21 protein-coding genes, 1 tRNA gene and 1 pseudogene are annotated in these 22,344 nt (G+C 69.6%); 14 read left to right on the forward strand and 9 right to left on the reverse strand.

Features of this window, described 5'->3' with window-relative positions; genetic code table 11:
* Positions 1 to 25: 25 nt before the first annotated feature.
* The 5 genes from HNR00_RS05005 to HNR00_RS05025 all read left to right on the forward strand — a co-directional run bounded on the left by HNR00_RS05005 (position 26) and on the right by HNR00_RS05025 (position 5,263).
* The gene (locus HNR00_RS05005) at positions 26 to 466 is read left to right on the forward strand and encodes a N,N-dimethylformamidase alpha subunit family protein (protein ID WP_183565838.1); all 441 of its coding nucleotides are present in this window, start codon (positions 26 to 28) and stop codon (positions 464 to 466) included.
* Between the two features lie 125 nt (positions 467 to 591).
* On the forward strand, positions 592 to 3,024 hold the full coding sequence (locus HNR00_RS05010; RefSeq protein WP_183565841.1) for a N,N-dimethylformamidase beta subunit family domain-containing protein: 2,433 nt from the start codon (positions 592 to 594) through the stop codon (positions 3,022 to 3,024).
* 130 nt (positions 3,025 to 3,154) lie between these two features.
* Positions 3,155 to 4,258: a Rieske (2Fe-2S) protein gene (locus HNR00_RS05015; protein ID WP_183565844.1), complete on the forward strand. Its 1,104-nt coding sequence runs from the start codon at positions 3,155 to 3,157 to the stop codon at positions 4,256 to 4,258.
* A gap of 29 nt (positions 4,259 to 4,287) precedes the next feature.
* The gene (locus HNR00_RS05020; protein ID WP_183565847.1) at positions 4,288 to 4,965 is read left to right on the forward strand and encodes a tetratricopeptide repeat protein; all 678 of its coding nucleotides are present in this window, start codon (positions 4,288 to 4,290) and stop codon (positions 4,963 to 4,965) included.
* Between the two features lie 13 nt (positions 4,966 to 4,978).
* Positions 4,979 to 5,263, forward strand: coding sequence for a hypothetical protein (locus tag HNR00_RS05025; protein WP_183565850.1), 285 nt, complete (start codon positions 4,979 to 4,981; stop codon positions 5,261 to 5,263).
* A 172-nt stretch (positions 5,264 to 5,435) separates the two neighbouring features.
* On the opposite strand, the gene HNR00_RS05030 is transcribed toward HNR00_RS05025, so the two are convergent.
* From HNR00_RS05030 to HNR00_RS05050, 5 genes are all read right to left on the reverse strand, one after another.
* On the reverse strand, positions 5,436 to 6,374 hold the full coding sequence (locus HNR00_RS05030; protein WP_183565853.1) for a phosphotransferase: 939 nt from the start codon (positions 6,372 to 6,374) through the stop codon (positions 5,436 to 5,438).
* A gap of 7 nt (positions 6,375 to 6,381) precedes the next feature.
* Positions 6,382 to 7,335 carry a phosphotransferase family protein gene (locus HNR00_RS05035; protein WP_183565857.1) on the reverse strand — a complete coding sequence of 318 codons (954 nt, stop codon included), beginning with the start codon at positions 7,333 to 7,335 and terminating at the stop codon, positions 6,382 to 6,384.
* Complete coding sequence (locus HNR00_RS05040; RefSeq protein WP_183565860.1) at positions 7,332 to 8,615, reverse strand: Zn-dependent hydrolase; 1,284 nt, start codon at positions 8,613 to 8,615, stop codon at positions 7,332 to 7,334. The genes HNR00_RS05035 and HNR00_RS05040 overlap by 4 nt, the downstream gene beginning before the upstream one ends.
* On the reverse strand, positions 8,590 to 9,342 hold the full coding sequence (locus HNR00_RS05045; RefSeq protein ID WP_183565863.1) for a DeoR/GlpR family DNA-binding transcription regulator: 753 nt from the start codon (positions 9,340 to 9,342) through the stop codon (positions 8,590 to 8,592). Before HNR00_RS05045 ends, HNR00_RS05040 begins: the two co-directional genes overlap by 26 nt.
* A gap of 151 nt (positions 9,343 to 9,493) precedes the next feature.
* Positions 9,494 to 11,083 (reverse strand): amidase, encoded by a 1,590-nt coding sequence (locus tag HNR00_RS05050; protein WP_183565866.1) that lies wholly within the window; start codon positions 11,081 to 11,083, stop codon positions 9,494 to 9,496.
* 271 nt (positions 11,084 to 11,354) lie between these two features.
* Between HNR00_RS05050 and ureE the strand changes: the two genes are divergently transcribed.
* The 8 genes and pseudogenes from ureE to HNR00_RS05090 all read left to right on the forward strand — a co-directional run bounded on the left by ureE (position 11,355) and on the right by HNR00_RS05090 (position 17,533).
* The gene (gene ureE / locus HNR00_RS05055) at positions 11,355 to 11,828 is read left to right on the forward strand and encodes an urease accessory protein UreE (RefSeq protein ID WP_183565869.1); all 474 of its coding nucleotides are present in this window, start codon (positions 11,355 to 11,357) and stop codon (positions 11,826 to 11,828) included.
* Positions 11,818 to 12,555 (forward strand): urease accessory protein UreF, encoded by a 738-nt coding sequence (locus HNR00_RS05060; protein ID WP_312886000.1) that lies wholly within the window; start codon positions 11,818 to 11,820, stop codon positions 12,553 to 12,555. The genes ureE and HNR00_RS05060 overlap by 11 nt, the downstream gene beginning before the upstream one ends.
* 13 nt (positions 12,556 to 12,568) lie before the next feature.
* Positions 12,569 to 13,264 (forward strand): urease subunit gamma, encoded by a 696-nt coding sequence (locus HNR00_RS05065; protein WP_183565876.1) that lies wholly within the window; start codon positions 12,569 to 12,571, stop codon positions 13,262 to 13,264.
* Positions 13,265 to 13,481: 217 nt separating this feature from the next.
* Positions 13,482 to 15,194, forward strand: a complete 1,713-nt coding sequence (gene ureC / locus HNR00_RS05070) for an urease subunit alpha (protein ID WP_183565879.1) — start codon at positions 13,482 to 13,484, stop codon at positions 15,192 to 15,194.
* A 14-nt stretch (positions 15,195 to 15,208) separates the two neighbouring features.
* Positions 15,209 to 15,832 carry an urease accessory protein UreG gene (gene ureG, locus HNR00_RS05075; protein WP_246390339.1) on the forward strand — a complete coding sequence of 208 codons (624 nt, stop codon included), beginning with the start codon at positions 15,209 to 15,211 and terminating at the stop codon, positions 15,830 to 15,832.
* A 5-nt stretch (positions 15,833 to 15,837) separates the two neighbouring features.
* A complete protein-coding gene (locus HNR00_RS05080) occupies positions 15,838 to 16,701 on the forward strand; it encodes an urease accessory protein UreD (protein WP_183565885.1) in 864 nt (287 codons plus the stop codon).
* Positions 16,702 to 16,880: 179 nt separating this feature from the next.
* Positions 16,881 to 17,294: pseudogene (locus HNR00_RS05085) on the forward strand (transposase); the annotation flags it as partial.
* Positions 17,295 to 17,344: 50 nt separating this feature from the next.
* Positions 17,345 to 17,533 (forward strand): hypothetical protein, encoded by a 189-nt coding sequence (locus HNR00_RS05090; protein WP_183565888.1) that lies wholly within the window; start codon positions 17,345 to 17,347, stop codon positions 17,531 to 17,533.
* Between the two features lie 3 nt (positions 17,534 to 17,536).
* On the opposite strand, the gene HNR00_RS05095 is transcribed toward HNR00_RS05090, so the two are convergent.
* Complete coding sequence (locus HNR00_RS05095) at positions 17,537 to 18,457, reverse strand: pectate lyase family protein (protein ID WP_183565891.1); 921 nt, start codon at positions 18,455 to 18,457, stop codon at positions 17,537 to 17,539.
* A gap of 595 nt (positions 18,458 to 19,052) precedes the next feature.
* Between HNR00_RS05095 and HNR00_RS05100 the strand changes: the two genes are divergently transcribed.
* Complete coding sequence (locus HNR00_RS05100; RefSeq protein WP_183565894.1) at positions 19,053 to 19,235, forward strand: hypothetical protein; 183 nt, start codon at positions 19,053 to 19,055, stop codon at positions 19,233 to 19,235.
* A gap of 38 nt (positions 19,236 to 19,273) precedes the next feature.
* On the opposite strand, the gene HNR00_RS05105 is transcribed toward HNR00_RS05100, so the two are convergent.
* The 3 genes from HNR00_RS05105 to mdoH form a co-directional block, all read right to left on the reverse strand.
* Positions 19,274 to 19,534 carry a PepSY domain-containing protein gene (locus tag HNR00_RS05105; RefSeq protein ID WP_183565898.1) on the reverse strand — a complete coding sequence of 87 codons (261 nt, stop codon included), beginning with the start codon at positions 19,532 to 19,534 and terminating at the stop codon, positions 19,274 to 19,276.
* Positions 19,535 to 19,851: 317 nt separating this feature from the next.
* Positions 19,852 to 19,941, reverse strand: a tRNA-Ser gene (locus HNR00_RS05110).
* A gap of 118 nt (positions 19,942 to 20,059) precedes the next feature.
* Positions 20,060 to 22,234: a glucans biosynthesis glucosyltransferase MdoH gene (gene mdoH / locus HNR00_RS05115; RefSeq protein WP_183565901.1), complete on the reverse strand. Its 2,175-nt coding sequence runs from the start codon at positions 22,232 to 22,234 to the stop codon at positions 20,060 to 20,062.
* Positions 22,235 to 22,344: the final 110 nt, after the last annotated feature.

The raw sequence follows: 22,344 nt of genomic DNA on the forward strand, positions 1-22,344 counted from the left end.
ACCGGGATCACGAGGAGCGACGACGATGGAACCGATCCCGAGGAAGGGCACGCCCGAGCGCGAGCGCCTGATCGCGGCGCACAAGGCCTGCATGGACTCGATGAAGGGGGTCGCCGGCAACTCGGTGCTGCTGTGCGAGACGCCGGGCGACACCACGGTGGTCACTGGTGGCGTCCATGCCGACCCGGTGCTCAAGCGGGTGCTGCTGCGCATGCGCGGCGAGAGCCCGAAGGGCAAGCTGATCGTGATCTGCACGAAGGTCGAGGCCGAGTGGCGGATCGCCCGGCTGTCCGGCATCCGCGGCGTGCCGCCGGTCTTCGTCGACGACACGGTCTACACCGACGAGCAGGAGATCCAGCACGCGATCTTCCTCATGCGCCTCGACGAACTCTCCGAGACTTACGGCTTTCCGGAAGACTACCACGAGGGCTGGAAGCGCAAGGACGACAACTGGCCGATCACCTGATCCGGCCGGACTCTTTCGAGACAAATCGATGAGCGGGCGGCCCCCGACGCCGCCCGGCGCCCCCCGCGCGAGGACGCGTGTGAGAGCGGGCGTGGACCAGAGACGTTCCCCGAGGGATTGACCCGATGACCACCATGAGGCTGACCGGCTACGCCGACAAGTTCGGCGTGCATCCCGGCGATACGATCCAGTTCTACGTCAATTGCGACGGCCCGGCCGAGTACAAGGTCGAGATCGTCCAGATGATCAACGGCGATACCAACCCGCGCGGGCCGGGCTACATCGACAAGCCGGTCGAGGCCGCGGTCAACGGCACCTATGCCGGCAAGAAGCAGATCATCCACGGCGGCTCCTACGCCTACGTGCCGGACGCCAAGCCGTTCCACGTCGAGAGCTTCACGCTCCAGTGCTGGATCTGGCCGACGGCGCCGAAAACCCATCCGCGCTACTGGAAGCACGGGCCGCAGGGGCTGGTGACCAAATGGTCGAACGAGTGCGGCTACGGCCTGTTCATCGGCGAGGACGGCTGCCTCGAACTGCGCATCAACGAGCACCGGATCACTACCGGCGTGCCGATCCGCGACCATGCCTGGCATTTCTGCGCCGCGACCTTCGACGCGGCGACCGGCCTCGTCACGCTCTACCACGAGCCGCAGGTGGTCTACGCCCTCGATCCCGAGATCGCCCCGGTGGAGGCGCGCCTGAACCTCGCCATCGCCCACGCCCCCGTGCCCGTCGCGCTCGGCGCCTATGTCGAGAAGGTGGCGCCGGATGACCCGCTCGCCGCTTCGTCGAAGCCGGCCGGCGTGGTCTTTGCCGGCAAGTATAACGGCAAGATCGACAGCCCGCGCGTGTGCAACCGGGCGCTCTCGCGCGCCGAGATCGAGATGATGAAGGCCGGCGCGCAGCCCGGCCTGACCGAGCGGCGCAATGCCGGCCCTACGGGTAAGCTCTCCGAATGCATCGTCGCCGCCTGGAATTTTTCGGTCGGCATCGACACCCTGACAGCCAAGGACGAGGGCCCCTACCGCTTCGACGCCACCCTGGTGAACTGCCCCAACCGCGGCATGACCGGCCACAACTGGTCCGGCCAGAACTTCGACTGGAAGCACGCGCCAGGGGAATACGGCGCGATCAGCATCCACGACGACGACGTGGACGACGCCCGCTGGACCTCGGACTTCGCCTGGGCCGTGCCGGAGACCGGCGTGAAGAGCCGGTTCTACGCCGCCAAGCTGACGACGAGCGAGGGCGACGAGGAGTTCATCCCGTTCTGGGTGGTGCCGCGCATCGGCCAGGAGACCGCCAAGATCGCCGTGATGGTGCCGACGATCAGTTACATGGCCTATGCCAACGAGCACGTGGCCTGCAACGCGGGCGGGGCGGAACTGTTCATCTACCGCGTGCCGATCATGCAGCAACAGAACATGTTCCTGTCCGAGCACCGCGAATACGGCGGCTCGATCTACGACACCCACACCGACGGCACCGGCATCTCGATCTCGTCGCGGCTGCGGCCGATCCTGTCGATCCGGCCGAAATACGACCACTTCCTCGCCCAGGCGCCGTGGCAATACCCGGCCGACCTGCACCTGATCTACTGGCTGGAGACGATGGGCTACGAGTACGACGTCTTCACCGACGAGGACATCACCTACGACGGGCTCGCCCGCATCGAGAACTACAACGTCATCATCACCGGCTCGCACCCGGAGCACAATTCCGGCACCCAGCTCGACGCGCTCCACAACTACACCCAGCGCGGCGGGCGGCTGATGTATATGGGCGCCGACGCGTGGTACTGGGTCCACTCGTACCATCCGGGCTACGAGGACAAGGGCCGCGGCGTCGTCACCGAGATGCGCCGCTGCGAATCCGGCATCCGCACGTGGCGCGCCGATCCCGGCGAGTACTACCACCAGGGCACGGGCGAACTCGGCGGCATGTGGCGCTTCCGCGGGCGCTACCTGCATTCGGTGGCCGGCGTCGGCATGTCGTCGGAAGGCTTCGACGTGTCGAGCTACTTCTCGCGTACGCCGGACAGTCTGGACGAGCGCGTCTCGTGGGCGTTCGAGGGCATCACCTACGACGAGAAACTGGGCAATTTCGGCCTCGTCGGCGGTGGCGCGGCGGGTCTCGAACTCGACATCGTCGACACGATGCTGGGCTCGCCCCCGCACACCCTGACCGTGGCGACCTCGGCCGGGCGGCACACGGAGGCCTATCTCCTCGTGATGGAGGATTTCGGCTTCAACCAGCAGGGGCTCGACGGCACCACCCATCCGCGGGTGCGCGGCGACATCGCCTATCACGAGACCCCGAACGGCGGCGCCTGCTTCGCCTTCTCCTCCATCGCCTATTGCGGCTCGCTCCCCTGGAACAACTGCGACAACAACATCTCGCGGCTGACCAAGAACGTGCTCGACCGCTTCGCCATGGACGGGCCGCTGCCGGCCGCCCCGGAGAGCGCGGTCAAGCATCGCGGCCGGGCCGATTACGACCCGAGCCCGATGGAGCACCGCAGCCGCACGGAGCGCGGCGAGCCGCTGCCCGCCTGACCTTTTCGCCCCCGCTCCGGCGGGGGCCGTCCGGACGCTCCGCCCTGTCGTTCCTCGGGCGGAGCCGCGGTGGCAGTGCCGACGCCCCCCAAGGCGCTGCCACCGTCCCCTCCCATCGCAGGATGAGCCGATGGCGCTTGCAGCCTCCCTTGCCGTCTCCTCCGCCGGCTTCGTGCCGGACCGCCCCGATCTCGGTCACCGCGCCGAGGGACGGGACCTCGCCGACCCCGCCTTCTTCGAAGGCAGCCTCGACCCGTCCGCCCCGCGCCTGCTGCCGCCCGCCGCCTACCGCGCGCTGGCCTTTTCCGAACTGGAGGACGACGCGGTCTGGACCCGTACTTGGCTGACGATCGGCCTCGGTGCCGAGATCCCCGCGCCCGGCGACCTCCTTCCTTTCACCGCCGGCCATCACGGCCTCCATGTCCAACGCGGGGCCGACGGCGGGCTCGTCGGACGCTTCAACAAGGCCCAGCACGGTGGCTGCCGCGCGGTGCCGCTGCAATGCCGCACCGGGACCAAGACCCGCTGCTCCTTCACCGCCTGCGGCTACAGCCGCGACGGCACCGTGCTGCCTGCGGGCACGGAGGGCCCGAGCCCGGCGATGCACCAGTATCTCGGCCTGCGCCCGGAGCGGCTCCTGCCGGTCGCCGTGAATGCCTGGGGGCCGCTGGTCCGGATCAACCTCGACCCCGCAGCGGAGCCGCCCGAGGCGCCGCCGCAAGGCCTCGCCGCGCTCGCGGGCGAGACCCGGCGGGCCGAGTTTTCCGCCAACTGGAAGCTCGTCGCGCAAGCGCTGGCCGAGGGCGCGCGTCTCGGCGAAGGTGCCGAGAGCCTTCACCTGTCCGGGCGGCTCGCCACCGGGGAGGCGGCCGTGATCGCGGTCCACTTCCCCAACCTCGTCCTGATCGAGGCGCGCGGCGAGACCTGCGCGGTGATGCTCCAGCCCACCGCGCTCGGGCAGACGCTGCTGCGGATCGGGCTCCTCGGTGGACCGGGCGCGGCGCCGTCCGACCTCGAAGCGTCCTGGGCGACGTGGCAGGCCGAGATCGCCGCCCGGCTCAGGCGCGCCGTCGCAGCGCAGGCCTCGCTCGACGGCCCCGGCGCCGGACCTCGTCCCACCGCCAACGCCGCCGGCCTCTGGCTCCAGCAACGCATCGCCGCCCGCGTGCAGGCGCGGCCCATGCCGACGGACATCCAACCCCTCTACGCCACGGCCCAGGGCCGCGGTTGCTGACCGCTCGGGAGAAACCCATGAGTTTTGTCATGAGCCGTGCCCAGACCGTTGCCCCCGTACCCCCCCTCGCGGAGGGCGTCGCGGCGTTCCAGGCCCGCGCCTACGACCGGGCGCTGGCGGTGTTCCAGCCGCTCGCCGAAGCCGGGGACCCCGAGGCGCAGGCGTGGCTCGGCGCGCTCCATGCGGGCGGGACCGGCGTGCAGGCCTCCCTGCCGCAGGCCTTTGCATGGTATCGCCGCGCGGCCGAGCAGGGCCACGGCCCGGCCGCGACCAATGTCGGCGCCATGCTGGCGATGGGACAGGGCGTTCCACAGGACCGGGCCGAGGGGGCGCGCTGGCTGGAGCGCGCGGCGGCGGGCGGCGACGCGATGGCGGCCTACAACCTCGCCACCCTGCTGGCCAAGGGCGACGGCCTGCCCGCCGACCCGGCGCGTGCCGCGGCCCTCTACCGGAGCGCGGCGGAGGCCGGGCACTACCCGTCCCAGGCCCGGCTCGGCCATCTCTACGCCCACGGCATCGGCGTCGCGCGCGACCGGGTCGAGGCCTTCGCGTGGCTCTCGCTCGCGGCGGGCCACGGAATCGGTACGGCGCTCACCGCCCTGGAGGCGATCATCGCCGAGATGTCGGCCGACGAGAAGCGCCAGGGCGCCGCCCGCGCGCAGGCCCGGCGCACCGAGCCCGGCCGCCTCGCGCCGATCCCGGCCTGACGGGCGGCCCGCGATGACCGCCTACAGCGTCCAGCAGATCAAGTTCGAGTTCATCAGCTACGTGAAGGAGTTCGGCGCCGATTTCTCCGCCTGGTCGGTGGGCGTCTGCGACGACGCTCCCGCCGCGCTGTTCGGCGAGCACGGCATCGACGAGACCCGCGACATCTGGCTGTGGAAGCCCGCGGTGTCGCCCATCGCGGCCGCGATGGTGCGCGACTGGATCTGCGGGCGCCAGGGCGCGGCGGCGCTTCCCGGCGAGGGCCGCCACGTCTACCTATTCCGCAAGGCCATCGCTTGAAGCGATTGCCCTGGTTTGTTGACTTGCCTCAGTCGCCGGCGCCCGCCTCCGCGGGCTTGGGCTTGGGCTTTCGCTCCGCTCGATGCTTTTCAGGACAGATGTCCTGAAAAGCCCGCTCCGCGCGCCGCTCTTCGCGCGATTGCCCTATCCCGTTCCGGCGCGCGGCTTGACCTTACAGCCGCCGCAGCCAGCGCGCCCAGTCCGAATGGTGGAACTGGGTGCGGGCGCGCATGTGCTTCCACGTGCCGTACTTGTAGAAGTCGAAATCCAGCGTCGAGACGGCCTCCTGGATCATCGCCCAGGTGGCCCATTTCAGGTCGGCCAGCGCCTTCAGCACGTTGATGCGCGCCTCCATCGCCGGATCGAGACGGCCGGAATACGCCTCGATCATCTCGCGCTCGACCGCCTCGGGGAAGGCCATCTCGGTGAACCACAGGGCGATCTCGTAGGCGCGCTCGTTGTTCGAGGCATACTCGAAATCGACCAGCATGATGCGGCCCTCGGGGCCGATCATGAAGTTGCCGGCGAGCGTGTCGTTCATGCAGGGCACGAGGTCGAGGCCGGCCGCCGTCAGCGCCGCCTTGGCCTCGGCGAATCCCCGCATCAGGAAGGCGGCATCGGGGGGCACACGCGCGCCGACCTCGGCCACCTGCGCGACGTGCTCCTCGATCATGTCGAACACGGTCTTGGTCAGGCGCAAGGGCGCGGCGTCGTTGAAGGCGCGCAACGCCGTCACCGCATTGCGGCGAATGGTGGGATCGAGGAAGTCGAGATTGGTCGAGGCGCGGTATCCGTCGACGAAGGCGAAGATCTCGACGCCGTCTTCCGGCAGGTAGCCGTGCACAGCGGGGCCGAAGCCACAGTCTTGCGCCCGGCGGCTCGCCTCGTTGGCGTGGTCGCGGGAGATGAACATCTCGGTGCCGCGACCCGGAACCTTGACGAAGAAGTCCTGAGCCTCGCCGATCGAGACGCGCCAGTTGGTGTTGCTGATGCCCCCGCTCACCGGGCGGTAGCGCAACGGCCGCTCCCGCCACTCGGGGATGCGGGCGAGCACGCCCTCCACCGCGCGTTCCGACGGGCTGCGACCCGCCCCGTGCTCGATCCAACTCATTGGCAACTCACAGGATTCGGAGCCATGTCTCGAACTCCCGGTGACCGAGGGTGGTGCGGGCGCGCAGGAGGCGCCATTGGCCGTACTTGAAGAACTCGATGCCGGGGCGGCCGGAGGTGACCGCGCGCGTGATTCCCCACAAACCCCACATCAGGTCGTCGACGAAGCCGTAGAGCCGGGTGCGGGCGAACAGGGCCTCGCGGCAGGTGCCGGCGCGGTGCTCGATCAGGGCGCGGCGGTCGGCGTCGAACTCGTAGACCTCGTTGAGGAGGGCGCCGACGTCGAACCAGGGATCGTTGTCGCCGGCGAGGTCGAAATCGACGAGGCGCAGCCCGCCCGCGGAATCGCGCATCACGTTCGAGGCGATGCCGTCGTTGTGGCAGAAGGTCCGATCGGCCCCCGCCGCCGCCAGCGCCGCGCGGGCGAGGTCCGCGGCGGCGAGCAGCCGGTCGAGGTCGGCCGGGAGCGGCGCGCCCGCGGCCCTCGCCTCGCGGCCGAGCGCCGCCGCGCGCGCGAACGGCGAGAATTCGTGGCCGAGCGGCCCTGAGGCGTGCAGCCGCGCCTTGGCGTCGAGCACGGACGCCGTCGCCGCGTGCGGCTGGAGATCGCCGACGCGGGCATAGGCCCAGGGCTCGGGGAGCCATTCGAGCGCCAGCACGCCCGGGCCGGCCGCGATCACCGCCGGCCCGACGCCGCAGGCGGCGGCCCGCGCGGCGGCGGCCCCGGCCCAGGGCAGCACGTCGCCGGCCATGTCGTCGTGGGAGACCTTGAGGAAGGCGGGCGCCTCTCCCTCGATCGCGACCCGCAGGCAATCGGCGGCGACGGCGCGATGGGTCGGCGAGGCGATGGGCGCGGCGGCGAGCGCGTAGCGGCCGGGGCGCCCGGCCCAGCCGGGGATGGCCGCGATGGCCGCCTCGGCCCGGCGCTCGAACGGGGTCGATGCGGCGCCGATCGCGATCATGCGGTCTCTCCCCGGAGCGCGCCCTCGGGCGAGCCGGCCGCCCGGCACAGGCGGCGGGCGGCGCGGTTCAGCACCGCGAGCCCGGCTTCGAGGTCGCGCGGGGCCGTCGCCTCGGCCTCGTTGTGGGCGAGCCCGCCGAGGCTCGGCACGAAGATCAGCCCCACGGGGCAGCGGTCCAGCAGGCTGAGGGCGTCGTGGCCCGCCACGGTGTCGAGCGATCGGCACGCCAATCCCTCGGCCTCGGCGCAGGCCGCGACGAGGTCGCTCACCACGCCCGGCAGGGCGCGGATGCCGCGCAACTCCCGGCTCGGGATCGCCACCGTGACGCCGGCCCGCGCGGCGGCGGCCTCGAACGCGGCCTCGGCGAGCGCCGTCGCCTCGGCGAGGAGCGCGTCGTCGGCCGAGCGCAGCTCCGCCGCGATGGCGACGCGGGCCGGGACGACGTTGGCGGAGTTCGGCGCCACCTCGATGCGGCCGACCGAGCTGTGCAGCCGCCCCGGAAACCGGTCGGCCAGCGCGCGAAGGTCGGCGATGGCGTAGGCCGCGCCGAGCAGGGCGTCGCGGCGGTCCTCCATCGGGGTCGGGCCGGTATGGGCCTGCTCGCCGGAAAAAACCGCGTCGAGCTTGGCCGCGCCCCAGTTGCGGGTCACGGTGCCGATCGCCGCGCCGGAGGCTTCCAGCACCGTCCCCTGCTCGACATGGAGTTCGAGGTAGCAGGCCGGCATCGGCGGCGGGGCGTCGGCGCCGGCATAGCCGATGGCGGCGAGCGCGGCCCCCAGCGTGATGCCCGCCTCGTCGCGTAGCGCCAGCACGTCGTCCGCCGCGCGGCGCCCGGCATAGACGCCGCTGCCAAGCAGGCTCGGGCGGAAGCGCGCCCCCTCCTCGCCGGTCCAGCTCACCACGCAGAGGTCGGCCGAGAACGGCCGTCCGGCCGCCGCCTCCCGCGCCAGCGTTTCGGCGGCGAGGATCGCGGCGGCGACGCCGTAGGTGCCGTCGAGGCGGCCGGCGCGGGTCTGGCTGTCGAGGTGGGAGCCCAGCATCACCAGGGGCGCATGCGGATTCCGCGCCAGCGGCAGGAGCCCGAACAGGTTGCCGACCCGGTCGATCCGGATCTCGGCGCCGAGGCGCCGGAGGCAGTCCCGCATCAGGTCGCGGGCCTGCCCGTCCTCCGGGCTCGCGGCGAGCCGGGTGATGCCGCCGCCCGCGGTCGCGCCGCAGGCCGAGAAGGCGGCGAGAAGCGCATGGATGTCCGCGTCAGGTCGCGATGACGTCGATGTCATGGCGCGCGAACCGATCCGCGAAGGGCTCGGGCGGCGGCCGGTCGGTCACGACGGTGAGCGGCACGGAGAGGTCGAAGGTCTGCAGGTTGGCCTGGCGCCCGAACTTGCGGGAATCGGCGAGCAGCACGGGGCGCCGGCTCTGGCCGCGCAGCGCCCGGCGCAGGACGGATTCGTGCTCCTCGTAATCCATCCACCCCTGCGCGGCATCGCAGGCGGCGATGCCCATCACCGCGAGATCGAAGAAGTGGCGCCGGGCGTAATCGACGGTGTCGTAGCCGACGAGCGCGTTGTCCTTCGGCCGCAGGGTGCCGGGCGTCAGATTGATCCGTGCCGGGCTGTCGGCGAGCAGCAGGGCGATGTCGATGGAGTTCGTCGTCACCGTGAGCTTGCGGGTGGTCAGGCGCCGGGCGAAGGCGAGCGTCGTGGTGCCGGTGTCGATGAAGATCGACATGCCGTCCTCCACCAGCCCCTCGGCGAGCGCTGCGACGCGCCCCTTCTCGCGGCTGTTGAGCTGGCTGCGCTCCACCAGCGGGCGCTCCTGATCGAGCCGCGGCAGCACCGCGCCGCCGTGGATGCGCCGCAGCAGGCCGCGCTCCTCCAGCATCTTCAGGTCGCGCCGGATCGTCTCGTCCGACACCGAGAGCGCCGCCGCGATGCTGGTGACCCCGACCCGCCCGGTCTGGGCGAGCTGCGAGAGGATCTCCTCGTGGCGATGATCGGTCAGCATCCCGGCCCCTTGCGCGTCCGGGGCCAGGATAGCGGCGCGATCGCCGCGCGGTCGCGGCCGATCTTCGCGCATTCACACCTTGCGCATTCACGAGGCAGGATGCCGCCGGGGTCAGCGGGACGGGGCGGGCCGCTTGCATCGGGGGGGCGGCTCAGGCGTCGAGGGCGGGGGCGCGGCGGTGGCCCGTCGCCTGCTCGTAGGCGTAGGCGAGCGCCAGCAGCACGCCCTCGCTCCACATCCGCCCGACGAAAATCAGGTTGAACGGCGCGCCGGAGGCATAGGCGCCCGCGGGCAGCGTCACGCCGGGAAGCCCGGCGATGTTGATCTCGCACACCGTGGTCTCCAGCAGCGTGCCCGGCCCGTGCAGCGGCGGCAGCTCGGCCCGCATCTGCGGGAAGACCAGGGCGTCGAGGCCGTGCGCGTCCATCACCCGGTCGAACAGCGCCAGATAGGCCTCGCGGGCGGCGAGGAAGTCGGAGAGGTCCGGCGGGCTCGCCGGGTCGGCGAGACAGGGGCTAAGCTGGCGGAGATTCGTGATCGGGTGCAGCACGCCGCCCGGCGCGAAGGCGTCCTCGCCCCGCGTCGCCTCGGCAAAAGCGGCAAAGCTTCTCAAGGCCACGTCCGGCCCCATCCGTTCCAGATAGAGCTGGAGGTCGAACGGGGCGGATTCGAAACCGCGGGCGTCGAAATAGACCAGCCCCGGCGTCGGCTCGGCCAGCGCGGAAAAACCCGTGCCGGCGAAGGGATCGGCCACCAGGGTCGCGCCAGCCGCTTTCAACTCCCCTTGCGCCCGCTCGTAGAGGGCGGTCGCCTCGGCCGAGAGCGGCAGGTCGCGCCAGCCCGGCCCGTAGAGGCCGAGGCGTTTACCCGCCAGGGCGTCCGGGGCGAGGCCCGCGGCGTAGCCGCCCGCCGGGCGCTTCCCGATGCCCGCCACGGTCTTGGGGTCGGCGGCGCTGTAGCCGGCGAGCGCGTCGAGGGTGAGGGCGGCGTCGCGGACGCAGCGGGCGATCGGGCCGACCACGTCGCGGGTCGAGCCGGCCAGCGGCATCACGCCCGCATTCGGCACAAGGCCGAAGCTCGGCTTGATGCCGACGAGCCCCTGGGCCGAGGCCGGGTTCTGGATCGAGCCGCCGGTCTCCTCGGCGAGCCCCAGCACCGCGAGGCTCGCGGCCACCGCCGTGGCGGTGCCGGCGCTGGACCCGCCGGGAATGCGGTCGGGGGCGGCCGGGTTGAGGGTCGGCCCGGCCCAGCTGTCGTTGGCGTGGCTGCCGGTATGGCTCAGCACCGGCACGTTGGTCTTGCCGAGGATGACGCAGCCCGCCTCGCGCATCCGCGCCGTCACCGGTGCGTCGGTGGCCGGGATCAGATCGATGCCGCCCGCGGCCGACGAGAGGTAGTGCCAGCCGCCGGTGCTCGGCAGGCCGGCCATGTCCATCGTGTCCTTGATGACGACGGGCACGCCCGCGAGCGGCCCCAGCGCCTCGCCGGCTTCGCGGCGGGCATCGATGGCGCGGGCGTCCTCGATCGCCCGCGGGTTCATCACGATGAGCGCGTTGTAGCGCGGATTGTAGCGGGCGATCCGCGCCAGGAAGGCGCGGGTCAGCGCCTCGGCCGTGACGGCGCCGCCGTCGAGCGCCTGCCGGACATCGGCGACCGTCATCTCGACGAGGCGGGCCGCGAGATCCGCCCCGGTCGCGGCGTCGGTCCGGTCGAGGGGCGCCGGTCGTGCGGTCTGAGGCATCGCGGTCTCGACTGTCGGGGATTGGTGGCGGGCGGCTCGGGCCGTCGACCGTGCGGTCGCGGCGGCGCGGACCCAGCAAAGCTTATGCCACAAATGCCACAAATCCCTCGCACGGAACCTGCATGGCATGAGGTGCAAACAGGGGCGGACCGGCTTGCGCGTTTCCTAAAGAGAAACCAATGTTCCCGCAGCTGCCGCGATGGCCGGGGCGCCCCGTCGGGGCGTATCATCCACGCCGCCCGATCCTACCCGAACCCGGAGCCGCGAAGGCATGCGGATGATCCAACAGATCCTGGGCAGCCGGCTCGACACGGGGCTGGCCGAGCGCCTGCACCACCTCGACCATCACGGCGCCGTCGATATCCTGAAGGTGGACGGCGCCGACATCGCCCGGCGCCGCCTGCGCGCGGTGACCGTGCGCGGCGAGGAGATCGCGCTGGCGCTGCCGCGGGATCAGGCCCTGTTCGACGGTGCGGTGCTCGTGCTGGAGGACGACCGGGCCATCGTCGTGCGCGTCGGCGCCGAGCGCTGGCTGCGCCTGGAGCCGAAGAGCCCGGCGGACGCGCTCGAACTCGGCTATCACGCGGGCAACCTGCACTGGCGGGTGCGGTTTGCGGAAGGCGCGCTGCTGGTGGCGCTGGAGGCGCCGGTCGAGAGCTACCTCGTGCGCCTCGGCGCCCTGGTCGAGGAGGGCCGCGTCGCCCATGCCGTGCTCGATCCGGCCATGGACACGGGTGGGGCCTGAGCCGGTGGTCGCCGACCGCATCGCCGACCCTTTGGCTGACCCTTTGGCCGACCTGATCGCCTTCCAGCAGGCCGACGCCGCCTTCCCGAGCGGCAGCTTCGCCTTCTCCAACGGCATCGAGGGCCTGGCCGCGCAGGAGCCCGGCTTCGGTGAGGCCGACCTCGCCAGGGCCGTCGCCGCGGCGCTCGACTTCCGCTGGGCCGGGACCGACCGGGTCGCCCTCGTGCTGGCCCACCGGGCGGGCGCCGCCGCGCTTCCGCGGCTTTCGGCGATCGATGCGGCGGTCGAGGCCGCCTCGCTCGCCGAACCGATGCGCACCGGCAGCCGGCGCAACGGCGCCTCGCTGCTCGCCGCCCATGCCCGCCTCGGCACGCCGGGCGCCGCCGCGATGCGGGCCGCGGTGCGGGAAGGCGCGCTGCACGGGCACCTCGCGACCGTACAGGGGGCGCTGTGGCGCGGGCTCGGGCTGCCCGAGGACAAGACGGCGTCGATGGCCGGCTACGGGTTCGCCGCCGGCCTCACCTCGGCCGCCGTCCGGCTCGGGCTGGTAGGCGCCATCGAGGCGCAAAGGGTGCTCTCCGGCGCGCTGCCGCGGATCGCCCGCATCCTCGGACGGCCGGTCGCGGAACCGGAGGGCGACGACATCGGGCTCACCGGCTTCACCCCGCTGATCGAGATCGCCGCGATGCGCCAAGCGCAGGCCGAACTCCGGCTGTTCGCGAACTGATGAGGACGGAGCCATGCTGCTGACGCCGACCGAACTCGAACGGCTGACAATCTTCACTGCGGCCGAACTCGCCCGCAAGCGCCGGGCGCGGGGGCTCAAGCTCAACTATCCCGAAGCGGTGGCGATCATCACCGACGAGATCCTGGAGGGCGCCCGCGACGGGCGTTCCGTCGCCGACCTGATCGGCTGGGGCTCGACCATCCTGACGACCGACGACGTGATGCCCGGTATCGCGGCGATGATGCCGATCCTGCAGGTCGAGTGCGTCTTCCCCGACGGCACCAAGCTCGTCACCGTCCACGAGCCGATCCGCCCCGCGGAAGGGGCCGCGCCCGACACGCTGGAGCCCGGCGCGATCCTTCCCGCGGAAGGGGACATCGAGCTGTCGGCGGGGCGCCCGCGGGTGACGCTGGATGTCACGAATACCGGCGACCGCCCGGTGCAGATCGGCTCGCACTACCACTTCTTCGAGGTCAACCGGGCGCTCGACTTCGACCGGGCCAAGGCTCTGGGATTCCGCCTCGACATCCCGGCCGGCACCGCGGTGCGGTTCGAGCCCGGCCAGCGCAAGACGGTGACGCTCACGGGCTTCGGCGGATCGAGGGAACTCACCGGCCTGAACAACCTGACGCAAGGGCGGCTCGACTCGGATGCGGCCCGCGCCGACGCGCTGGCGCGGGCCAAGGCCCGCGGCTTCAAGGGCGCCTGAGCGCCTGCCTCTTCGAGATCGAACCGATGCAATGCTGCGACGATCCCACCCCACCCCCTCATCCTGAGGTGCCCGCGCCAGCGGGCCTCGAAGGAGGGCTCCAGTTCGCTCGGCGATCCCTGGAGCCCTCCTTCGAGGCTGCTGCGCAGCACCTCAGGATGAGGGGAGTGGGTGGGATGCGCCCGGCGAACCGGTTCTGAGGGAGACTCCCAAAAAAATGGTCACGATCCCCCGGCGCGACTACGCCGCCCTCTACGGCCCCACCACCGGCGACGGCGTGCGGCTGGCCGACACCTCGCTCGTCGCGGTAGTCGAGCACGACCACGCGGTCTACGGCGACGAATGCCTGCACGGCGGCGGCAAGACGTTGCGCGACGGCATCGGGCTCGCCCCCGGCGTCACCGCGGCGCAGGGTGCGCTCGATTTCCTGCTGTGCAACGTCCTCGTGATCGATCCGGTGATCGGCATCGTGAAGGGCGATCTCGGCATCAAGGACGGGCGCATCGTGGGGCTCGGCAAGGCCGGCAACCCGGCGATCATGGACGGCGTCGATCCGCGCCTGATCGTCTCGGCGGGCACCACGGTGCGCGACTGCGAGGGGCTGATCGCCACGCCGGGCGCCATCGACGTGCACGTCCACTTCGATTCCGCGGGCCTGCCCGACCACGCCATCGCGTCGGGCGTGACGACGCTGCTCGGCGGCTCGCTCGGGCCGATCACGGTGGGCATCGATTCCGGCGGGCCGTTCAACACCGGCAAGATGCTCCAGGCGGCGGAAGCGTGGCCGGTCAATTTCGGCTTTCTGGGACGGGGCAACACCCACAAGCCGGCGGCACTGAAGGAGCAGTTGGAGACCGGCGTGCTCGGCCTGAAGATCCACGAGGACTGGGGCGCGATGCCGGCGGCGATCGATTCGTGCCTGGCATTCGCCGACGAGCACGACTTCCAGGTCCAGCTCCACACCGACACGCTCAACGAGTCGGGCTTCGTGGAGGACACGCTGGCGGCGATCGGCGGCCGCACGATCCACATGTACCACACGGAAGGCGCGGGCGGCGGGCACGCGCCGGACATCATCCGCGTGGCCGGGCTGCCGCATTGCCTGCCCTCGTCCACCAACCCGACCAATCCCTACACGGTCAACACCTTCGACGAACACCTCGACATGACGATGGTGTGCCACCACCTCAACCCGGCGCTGCCCGAGGACGTGGCCTTCGCCGAGAGCCGCATCCGCGCGCAGACCATCGCGGCCGAGGACGTGCTGCACGACATCGGCGCGATCTCGATGCTCGGCTCCGACAGCCAGGGCATGGGCCGCATCCACGAGGTGATCTGCCGGACATGGCAGCTCGCCTCCAAGATGAAGGACCAGCGCGGCGCATTACCTGAAGAAAAGCCGGGCTTCGGCGACAACGCCCGGATCAAGCGCTACATCGCCAAGTACACGATCAACGCCGCGCGCACCTTCGGCATCCACGAGCATATCGGCTCGCTGGAGCCGGGGAAGATGGCCGACATCGTGGTCTGGCGCCCGGCCTTCTTCGGCATCAAGCCGGAACTCGTCATCAAGGGCGGCTTCATCGCCTGGGGCGCCATGGGCGATTCCGCCGCCTCGCTGATGACCTGCGAGCCGATGCTGATGCGCCCGCAATGGGGGGCGTTCGGACTGGCCAAGCAAGGCCTGTCCGCCTGCTTCGTCCATCCGCTCGCCATCGAGGGCGGGCTTCGGGACAGCTTGGGACTGCGAAAGAACTTGCTGCCGGCCCGCGGCACCCGCACGCTGACCAAGGCCGACATGCTGTGGAACGACCTCTGCCCGGAGATCCGGGTCGATCCGCAGACCTTCGAGGTGTTCGTGGACGGGCAACTCGCCACCTGCGAGCCCGCCCGCACCCTGCCGCTCACCCAACGCTACATGCTGCGATGAACGCTCCCGTGACCATGCTTCCACAGCCCGTCACCGCCGCCCGCATCGGCATCGGCGGCCCCGTCGGCTCGGGCAAGACCGCGCTGATCGAGCGGCTGATCCCGGAATTGCAGGCCCGCGGCGTCGATCTCGCGGTCGTCACCAACGACCTCGTCACCAAGGAGGACGCCGAGCGCCTGCGCCGCTCCGGGCTGATCGACCCGGCCCGGGTCGAGGCGGTGGAAGCCGGCGCCTGCCCGCACACCGTCATCCGCGAGGACCCGACGCTGAACATCGCCGCGGGCGACGATCTGGAGGCGAAATTCCCCGGCCTTCAGCTCCTGATCTTCGAGTCGGGCGGCGACAACCTCGCCTCGACCTTCTCGCTCGATCTGGTCGATTGGTGGATCTTCGTCATCGATGTCGCCGGCGGCGACGACATCCCGAGGAAGCGCGGCCCCGGCGTGCTGCGCTGCGACCTGCTGGTGGTCAACAAGACCGACCTCGCCCCGCATGTCGGCGTCGATCTGCCCGGCATGCTCGCCGAGGCGCGGCGGGTGCGCGGCGACAAGCCGGTAGCGGCCACCAACGCCCGCTCCGGCGAGGGGGTCGCCGCGGTGGCCGACGCGATTGCGCGCGCCGTGCTGTTCGCACCCTGAACGCCATGTCGTCTCTCGCCGCTCGCGCCTCCGGCGACAGCCCGGATGTGGTCGGACGCCGGGCCGAGGCGCGGCTCGTCTTCGCCCGCGGCGGGGGCGCGACGGTGCTGACGCGCCAGCACGTGCCCTACCCGTTCCACGTCACGCGGGTCTTTCGCCTGCATCCGGAGGCGCCCGATCTGGCGAGCCTCTATCTGCAATCGGCCTCCGGCGGGCTCTACCGCTCGGATCACCTGACGCTGGCGATCGAGGCGCGGCCGGGGGCGCGGGCCTTCGTCACCACGCAGGCCGGCACGGTCGTCCATCGCGGCGGCCCGCTGCCGACGCGCCAGGACACGCGGGTGCGCGTCGGTGCCGACGCGTTCCTGGCCTACACGCCGGACCCGCTGATCCTGTTTCCCGGCGCAAACCTGAGCGTGGCGACCGAGGTGGAGGCGGAGCCGGGCGCGCTCGCCCTCCTCACCGAGGGCGTGGCCTGCCACGACCCGTCCGGCGGGAGCCTGCCGTTCGATCGCCTCTCCATGAGCCTGCGCATCGCCGATCCGTCGGGCCGGGTGCTCGTGCGCGAGCGCAGCGAGATCGACGGCCCGGCCTTTTCCGATTCGGCCTCGCCGCTGGGCGGGCATCGGGCCTACGGCACGCTGATCCTGCTCGGCCCCGTCGACCTCCTGCCCGCCCCCCGCGTGCTCCAGGCCGAGGCCGACGCCGTGGGCTGCCTCGCCGGCGCGAGCCCGCTGCCGAACGGCGCCGGCCTGGGCGCGCGCCTCCTCGCGCCGGACGGCGGCCGGCTCTCGGCCGGCCTCGACGCCCTCGTCCGCCTCGCCTTCCGGACCCTGAGCGGCTGCGAGCCCGCTCGCCGCCGAAAGTGATCCTCGACCCTGCGCCCGGCCCGGATCGAGCCCCGTCGGGCGCGCCGCCGCGGTCTCGTTCTCCTCCGCCACGGGCAGGCCGACCATGAATCCGCTCTTTCCGATTCAGTCCGGAAGGCGATCAAATCGCTGGTACATCCGACAGCCGGAGGTCGTTTCCAGCTCTGGAAGCGAAGCCGATGTCCGCCCTATCCGCCGCCTTCTTCCACGACGAGGCTGCCACCTTCGCCAAGCTGGAAAGCCTGCTTTGGCCGGAAGGCCCCGTCTGCCCTCACTGCGGCGGCATGGGCCGGATTACGAACGTCACGGGTGGCCGGATGAGCCTGCGCCGCTGCGGCGACGGCACGAAGCAGTTCACCGTGACGGTCGGCACGGTGTTCGAGTCCAGCCATGTGAAGCTGCACCTGTAGCTCCAGGCGGCACATCCGCTCTGTTCGTCCAAGAAGGGTTTTTCGGCGCACCCGCTGCACCGGACGCTGGGCGTCACCAACAAGACCGCGTGGTTCATGGTCCACCGGCTGCACGAGGCCATGCGCAACGGCGCTCTTGCCCCTACCTCCGCCGCTCAGCCATCCGCCGGACAAGCGGCAATGTGGTGCGGAAGCCGTTTCGGCCTACATTCCCGACAACGGAGGCCGTAGCCATGACCGACACAGTGACGAAGCCGAAGGCCAAGCCGGGCGTGGGAAAGCGCACGCCCGATGACGGCCTCACCCAATCCGAGCGCTTCATCAAAGCCGCTCAAGAGCTTGGGACGGACGACAATCCTGAGCGGTTCGCGGAGCGGGTGAGGAAGCTAGCCAAGGTTCCACCTCCGAAGGGCGATACCTAACCGCTACTCGCAGGACGAGGGCTTCTGATGGCGCGGACTAAAGGCGCGACGACGTTCAGCTTTCTCACGGCGCCTATGGTCTCGGGCCTTTGGCAAACTTTGAGGCTTGACTTTGACCGATCCAGTTTCCGGTGGGGCTTCGCCCTGGGGTGGTTTGCTGCTTGTCTGTTCTTCTCTATTGTGTTCTTCGGATTGTTCCTGCGGTTTAGTGTGGAAACGGCACTCGCCGGTCTTTTCAAGAACTTGTTCTAGTAACTGCTCAACTCTAGCATTTGGATTTTGATTGTTTTGGTTTCTGTCCTGTATGTATGATGCTACAGCTACAGCCAAGCCAAGGGCTGCCAAGACAATTCCTGCATGACGCCGAGCACGTATTAAAACTTTCGCAAGCGGTTTGCTGACTGATTGAATTGCTTTTAAGTAAAAGCGGTCTGTCGTTATGCCCTGCACGAACTGCAAGCTGGCATAATTTATTGCTTCCAATTGTCGCTTGGTGAAATCAGACCCATGTATGATTTCTACAGCTTCTTTTGTCAGTTCAAATATGCCATCGGAAAGCTTCGCGTAAGGGTAATGACAGATCTGACACTCCTCTACGTTTGAGTCCGAAGATAGGCGAGACGTGCCGAAGTCATATTGCTGCGACGGGAATATCGAAGAGCAGCGAGGACATTGGACCGGAAGCGGTGGACCGTTTCGTACTCTCCCTGATTTCGCAGCATCATCGACATTTACGCCGGTGGCTGAGTTGCCGCTCAAACGAGCGTCAGTGCCGACGACATCCCAAGCCTTTGAGACTCTCACAAATCGATTGTTTTCTCCAGTTATCTGAGAATTTCGCACTCGAATGGCAATGTCGCCGCCGTAAAACAGGTTGTTGGAGACAGTAGTGTCAGTAGAGTTCGTTATATTTATGAACGCCACTACAACCCCCGTACCGCGAATCGACCTATGATCGCGATACTAGCCCAGGGTTCGCAAGGTGCATAATCGCCATCGCTTTAAACAAACTATGCCAGACGACGAATGGCTTGCGATCTGCGGTCAGCGTGGATAGATAGCATTCACCCACGACAGAAAACTTCATAGCATTGAAGTCGAAGCTGCGGCCATGCTTCAGCACAACGTGGCGTTGTTCGCCCTTTGCGGAACAAACGAAACAACGTTTTAGAAGCTGCGATATTTTATTCGTGCTTATCCGAGGATGATTGAGATTGTTCTCAATGAAAATCCTCCATATATATACAGAATTGATGCTAAGGCCAGCTTCCATAAAGTGCCGTTGATATAATTCATGTGTTGTTTCTACCTCCGCTGCTCAGCCATCCGCCGGACAAGCGGCAGCGTGGCACGGAAGCCGTTTCGGCCTACATTCCCGACAACGGAGGCCGTAGCCATGACCGAGAAACCGAAATCGACGCGGGCTACAGACGATGGGCGCAGCGCAGCCGAACGCGCGAAGGTGCTTCAATAAGTCTGCAAGGCCGTCGAACGGAACTACGATCTGCCCATCGAGCCCATGACCGAGGCAGCGACGAAGCCGAAGGCCAAACCCGCCAAGCTCGGCGCCGAGAAGCTGACGCCCGAGGCGCAGAAGCGCCGGTTCATCGAAGCCGCACAGGCGGCGGGAGCGGGCGAGGATGAGGCCGCGTTCGACGCAAACCTCAAGCGGATTGCCAGGGCGAAGCCGCCGGGTTCCTGATCTCGTCGCGCGTTGCGCCACCTGTCGCTTCGACGTACCTACTCTGGAACCTCGCCGAGGATTTCTCCGGTCTTAGGGTCAAGGTCGAACTTCATTTTCTGTCCGTTCTTGATCCCCTCCCCATCATAGTGCCCGTCGTCGACTTCAATCTTGATGATTGATGAGTACCCAGACGACAGAAGCTTCGCTTTGACCTGCTCTATCGGCATCCAATCCGGTCCAGGTTGGTCGGACATGGCGCTGATGGTCCCACTCAGACCGAGTGCAAGCGTAAGCGCGAGCAAGGATAGCTTTGCCATTGGCCGGGTCCCCTGAGATGGCGTGAACCCTCACCTAGGGCGCCATCGTCGGAGGGTGCATGTGGCATGGTCTCGCCGTTCTGACCGCCCGAGCGACAGCGTATGTGCGAACGGTACAATGGCCTTCCGGAAAGGCCATGCCGACAGATCCATCTTCCGCAAGCGGCTCACCGGTCCAGCGGGCTTGAGGAAGAAGCGCTCCTTCCGCTTCAGTTTGAGAGCAGACTGGCTCACAGCGACTGATGCTTGGGCAGATGACAGGAAACGTTCGGTGCAATTCAAAAAATCGAATATATAGCAGGCACTCAATAAAAATCTGGCGGAAGGGGTGGGATTCGAACCCACGGTGGAGTTGCCCCCACGGCGGTTTTCAAGACCGCTGCCTTAAACCACTCGGCCACCCTTCCCCGGCCGCGTCCGCGGCCGCTCCCTGTCTAGGGCGGCGGTCGGAGCAGCGCAACGCTTCCCTTCGCATCGGCCCGCCGGAGGGCGGTTCTTTGGAGAAAGCCGATGCGCCGCAAGACCCTAGGCCGGGCGCAGGCGGGTGAGCTGATCGAGGAGGGCGCGGTCGTGCAGCAGCGCGAAGCGCTCCCTCTGTGAGAGCCAGCCCTGGGCTTCGGGCAGGGTCTCGGCCTCGACGATCTTGGCACGCGCCAGCGTGTGGTCGGGGTCGATCTGGCCGCGCGGGCGCGAGCGGCCCTCGGGCAGCATCGCGGCGTGGTCGCGGGCCAGCTCCGGGTCGGCGTGGAGCGCGGCGAGCGCGTCCGCGTCGTCGAAGCCGCGGGCGGCGTTGCGGGCGGCGAGTTCGCCGGCGCGCCGTGCGATCGGCGGCGGCGTCTCCTCCTCGGGGGTGACGAGGAGGCCGCGGCGCTTGAGGGCGAGACCGAACGCCAGCTGGCCGCTCGCCCAGGAGAGCGGGATCGCCAGCACGAGGCCGAGGATCGTCGGCGACATCCACAGGAACAGCGAGGTCGCGATGGCGAAGGCGCCGATGCCGGTCACCACTCCGAGGAGCGTGTGCCAGCGGTGGCGGCGCACGATGTCCGAGAGCGGGATCGAGCCGTCGTCGCGCCGCTGCGGGTTCCAGCCGGTGTCGCGCCCGGCCAGGATCTGGAAGACCGAGCCCGACTGCACCACCATCGCGATCGGGGCGATGAGCGCCGAGAGCAGGATCTCGATGAGGAAGGAGAGCGTCAGGCGCCCGGCCCCGCCGCTCGCCTGCCGGACCCGCGCGTCGAGAAGCGCCAGGAAAAGTCCCAGGAACTTCGGGGCAAGCAGGATACCCATGGTCAGCGCGAAGAGCTGGAGCGCGCGCACCGGGTCGAAGCGCGGCCAGACCGGATAGAGCCCGAACTCCGCGCTGAAATATTCCGGGCGCACCCAGGCGGTCTGGAGCACGATGATCAGGCCGATCACGAGCTGGGCCAGCCAGAGCGGCGAGGCGACGTAGCCGGCGATGCCCGTGGCGAAGTGCTGGCGCGAAGCGGGTGCGAGCCCGGCCGCGCCGATGACGCGGGCGTGCTGGAGGTTGCCCTGCGCCCAGCGCCGGTCGCGCACGGCGAGATCGATCAGCGAGGGCGGGCTCTCCTCGTAGGAGCCCTCCAGCCGCGGCAGCATGGTGACCCCCCAGCCGGCGCGGCGGATCAGGGCCGCCTCGACGAAGTCGTGGCTGAGGATGTGGCCGCCGAAGGGCGGGCGGCCCTTCAGGTCCGGCAGGCCCGCGGCCTCGGCGAAGGCGGCCATGCGGATGATCGCGTTGTGGCCCCAGTAGTTGCCGTCGCGGCCCGACCAGACCGAGAGCCCGGTGGCGATGACCGGCCCGTAGATGCGCGCGGCGAATTGCTGGAGCCGGGCGAACAGGGTGTTGCGGTTGACGATGAGCGGCAGGCTCTGGACGATGCCGGCGTTCGGATCGGCCTCCATCGCCGCGGTGAGCCGCACGATGCATTCGCCGGTGAGCAGGCTGTCGGCATCGAGCACCAGCATGTGGTCGTAGGCGCCCCCCCAGCCGGTGACGAAGCCGGCGATGTTGCCCGCCTTGCGGTGGTGGTTCTTTTCGCGATGGCGATAGTAGAGGCGGGCATCCGGCCCCAGCTCTTCACGGAGTTGCCGGAACGCGCGCTCCTCGGCGACCCAGGCGTCGGCTTTCGTCGAATCCGAGAGCACGAACCAGTCGTAATGGGCGCCGAGGCCCGTCGCGGCCACCGATTCGTGCATCGCCTGGAGCCCGGCGAAGACCCGCGCGCTGCCCTCGTTGTAGACCGGCATGACCACCGCCGTGCGGGTGGTCAGCCGCGTCGGCATCGGCCCGGCAGCACCCGAGCGCAGCAGGGTGGCGAAGCCGACGAGCGCGCCGGTGAAGGCCAGCGCGATCCAGGAGAAGTTCAGGACGAACAGCACCAGCAGCAGGTACTGCAGCCACGTCGCTCCGCCGGAGACCGAGATCACCTCGTACATCTGCCACGCGCCGTAGGCCGTGAGCAGGAGGGCGCCGCCGAACACGAACAGCCGGGCGGCCAGCGGCCCGCCCCCGCCGCGCCGGGCGGGCTTGGGCGCCGTGCGCAGGTCCTGCACCGGCATGGCGAGCGGCGCCTGCGGGGGCATCGCGGGGGCGGGCGCCCGCGGCTTGGCGAACTCTTCGGCGAACGCCTCGGCGAACTCTTCGGCGACGACCGGGGCGATTGGGGCAGTCTGTGACATCGTCTCTCCGGTCGGACCGGCGCTCGGCAGGTCTCGCGAAACACCCGCTCGGCGCCGCCCGGCAGCGCAGCGGGCGCTTCGTCCAAAAAACTAGGGCGCGCGGCGCCGAA

The organism is Methylorubrum rhodinum, from assembly GCF_014199935.1.
In the GTDB taxonomy this organism is placed as follows: Bacteria; Pseudomonadota; Alphaproteobacteria; order Rhizobiales; family Beijerinckiaceae; genus Methylobacterium; species Methylobacterium rhodinum.

Excerpts from the sequence above, each read along its gene's own strand:
- HNR00_RS05090 (WP_183565888.1), top strand. The coding sequence starts at position 17,345 with ATGACCGACACAGTGACGAAGCCGAAGGCCAAGCCGGGCGTGGGAAAG.
- HNR00_RS05050 (WP_183565866.1), bottom strand. The coding sequence starts at position 11,083 with ATGCCTCAGACCGCACGACCGGCGCCCCTCGACCGGACCGACGCCGCG.
- ureG (WP_246390339.1), top strand. The coding sequence starts at position 15,209 with ATGCTTCCACAGCCCGTCACCGCCGCCCGCATCGGCATCGGCGGCCCC.
- ureE (WP_183565869.1), top strand. The coding sequence starts at position 11,355 with ATGCGGATGATCCAACAGATCCTGGGCAGCCGGCTCGACACGGGGCTG.
- HNR00_RS05025 (WP_183565850.1), top strand. The coding sequence starts at position 4,979 with ATGACCGCCTACAGCGTCCAGCAGATCAAGTTCGAGTTCATCAGCTAC.
- HNR00_RS05040 (WP_183565860.1), bottom strand. The coding sequence starts at position 8,615 with ATGACATCGACGTCATCGCGACCTGACGCGGACATCCATGCGCTTCTC.
- HNR00_RS05100 (WP_183565894.1), top strand. The coding sequence starts at position 19,053 with ATGACCGAGGCAGCGACGAAGCCGAAGGCCAAACCCGCCAAGCTCGGC.
- HNR00_RS05010 (WP_183565841.1), top strand. The coding sequence starts at position 592 with ATGACCACCATGAGGCTGACCGGCTACGCCGACAAGTTCGGCGTGCAT.
- HNR00_RS05080 (WP_183565885.1), top strand. The coding sequence starts at position 15,838 with ATGTCGTCTCTCGCCGCTCGCGCCTCCGGCGACAGCCCGGATGTGGTC.
- HNR00_RS05045 (WP_183565863.1), bottom strand. The coding sequence starts at position 9,342 with ATGCTGACCGATCATCGCCACGAGGAGATCCTCTCGCAGCTCGCCCAG.
- mdoH (WP_183565901.1), bottom strand. The coding sequence starts at position 22,234 with ATGTCACAGACTGCCCCAATCGCCCCGGTCGTCGCCGAAGAGTTCGCC.
- HNR00_RS05065 (WP_183565876.1), top strand. The coding sequence starts at position 12,569 with ATGCTGCTGACGCCGACCGAACTCGAACGGCTGACAATCTTCACTGCG.
- HNR00_RS05020 (WP_183565847.1), top strand. The coding sequence starts at position 4,288 with ATGAGCCGTGCCCAGACCGTTGCCCCCGTACCCCCCCTCGCGGAGGGC.
- HNR00_RS05005 (WP_183565838.1), top strand. The coding sequence starts at position 26 with ATGGAACCGATCCCGAGGAAGGGCACGCCCGAGCGCGAGCGCCTGATC.
- HNR00_RS05105 (WP_183565898.1), bottom strand. The coding sequence starts at position 19,534 with ATGGCAAAGCTATCCTTGCTCGCGCTTACGCTTGCACTCGGTCTGAGT.
- HNR00_RS05030 (WP_183565853.1), bottom strand. The coding sequence starts at position 6,374 with ATGAGTTGGATCGAGCACGGGGCGGGTCGCAGCCCGTCGGAACGCGCG.
- HNR00_RS05035 (WP_183565857.1), bottom strand. The coding sequence starts at position 7,335 with ATGATCGCGATCGGCGCCGCATCGACCCCGTTCGAGCGCCGGGCCGAG.
- ureC (WP_183565879.1), top strand. The coding sequence starts at position 13,482 with ATGGTCACGATCCCCCGGCGCGACTACGCCGCCCTCTACGGCCCCACC.
- HNR00_RS05015 (WP_183565844.1), top strand. The coding sequence starts at position 3,155 with ATGGCGCTTGCAGCCTCCCTTGCCGTCTCCTCCGCCGGCTTCGTGCCG.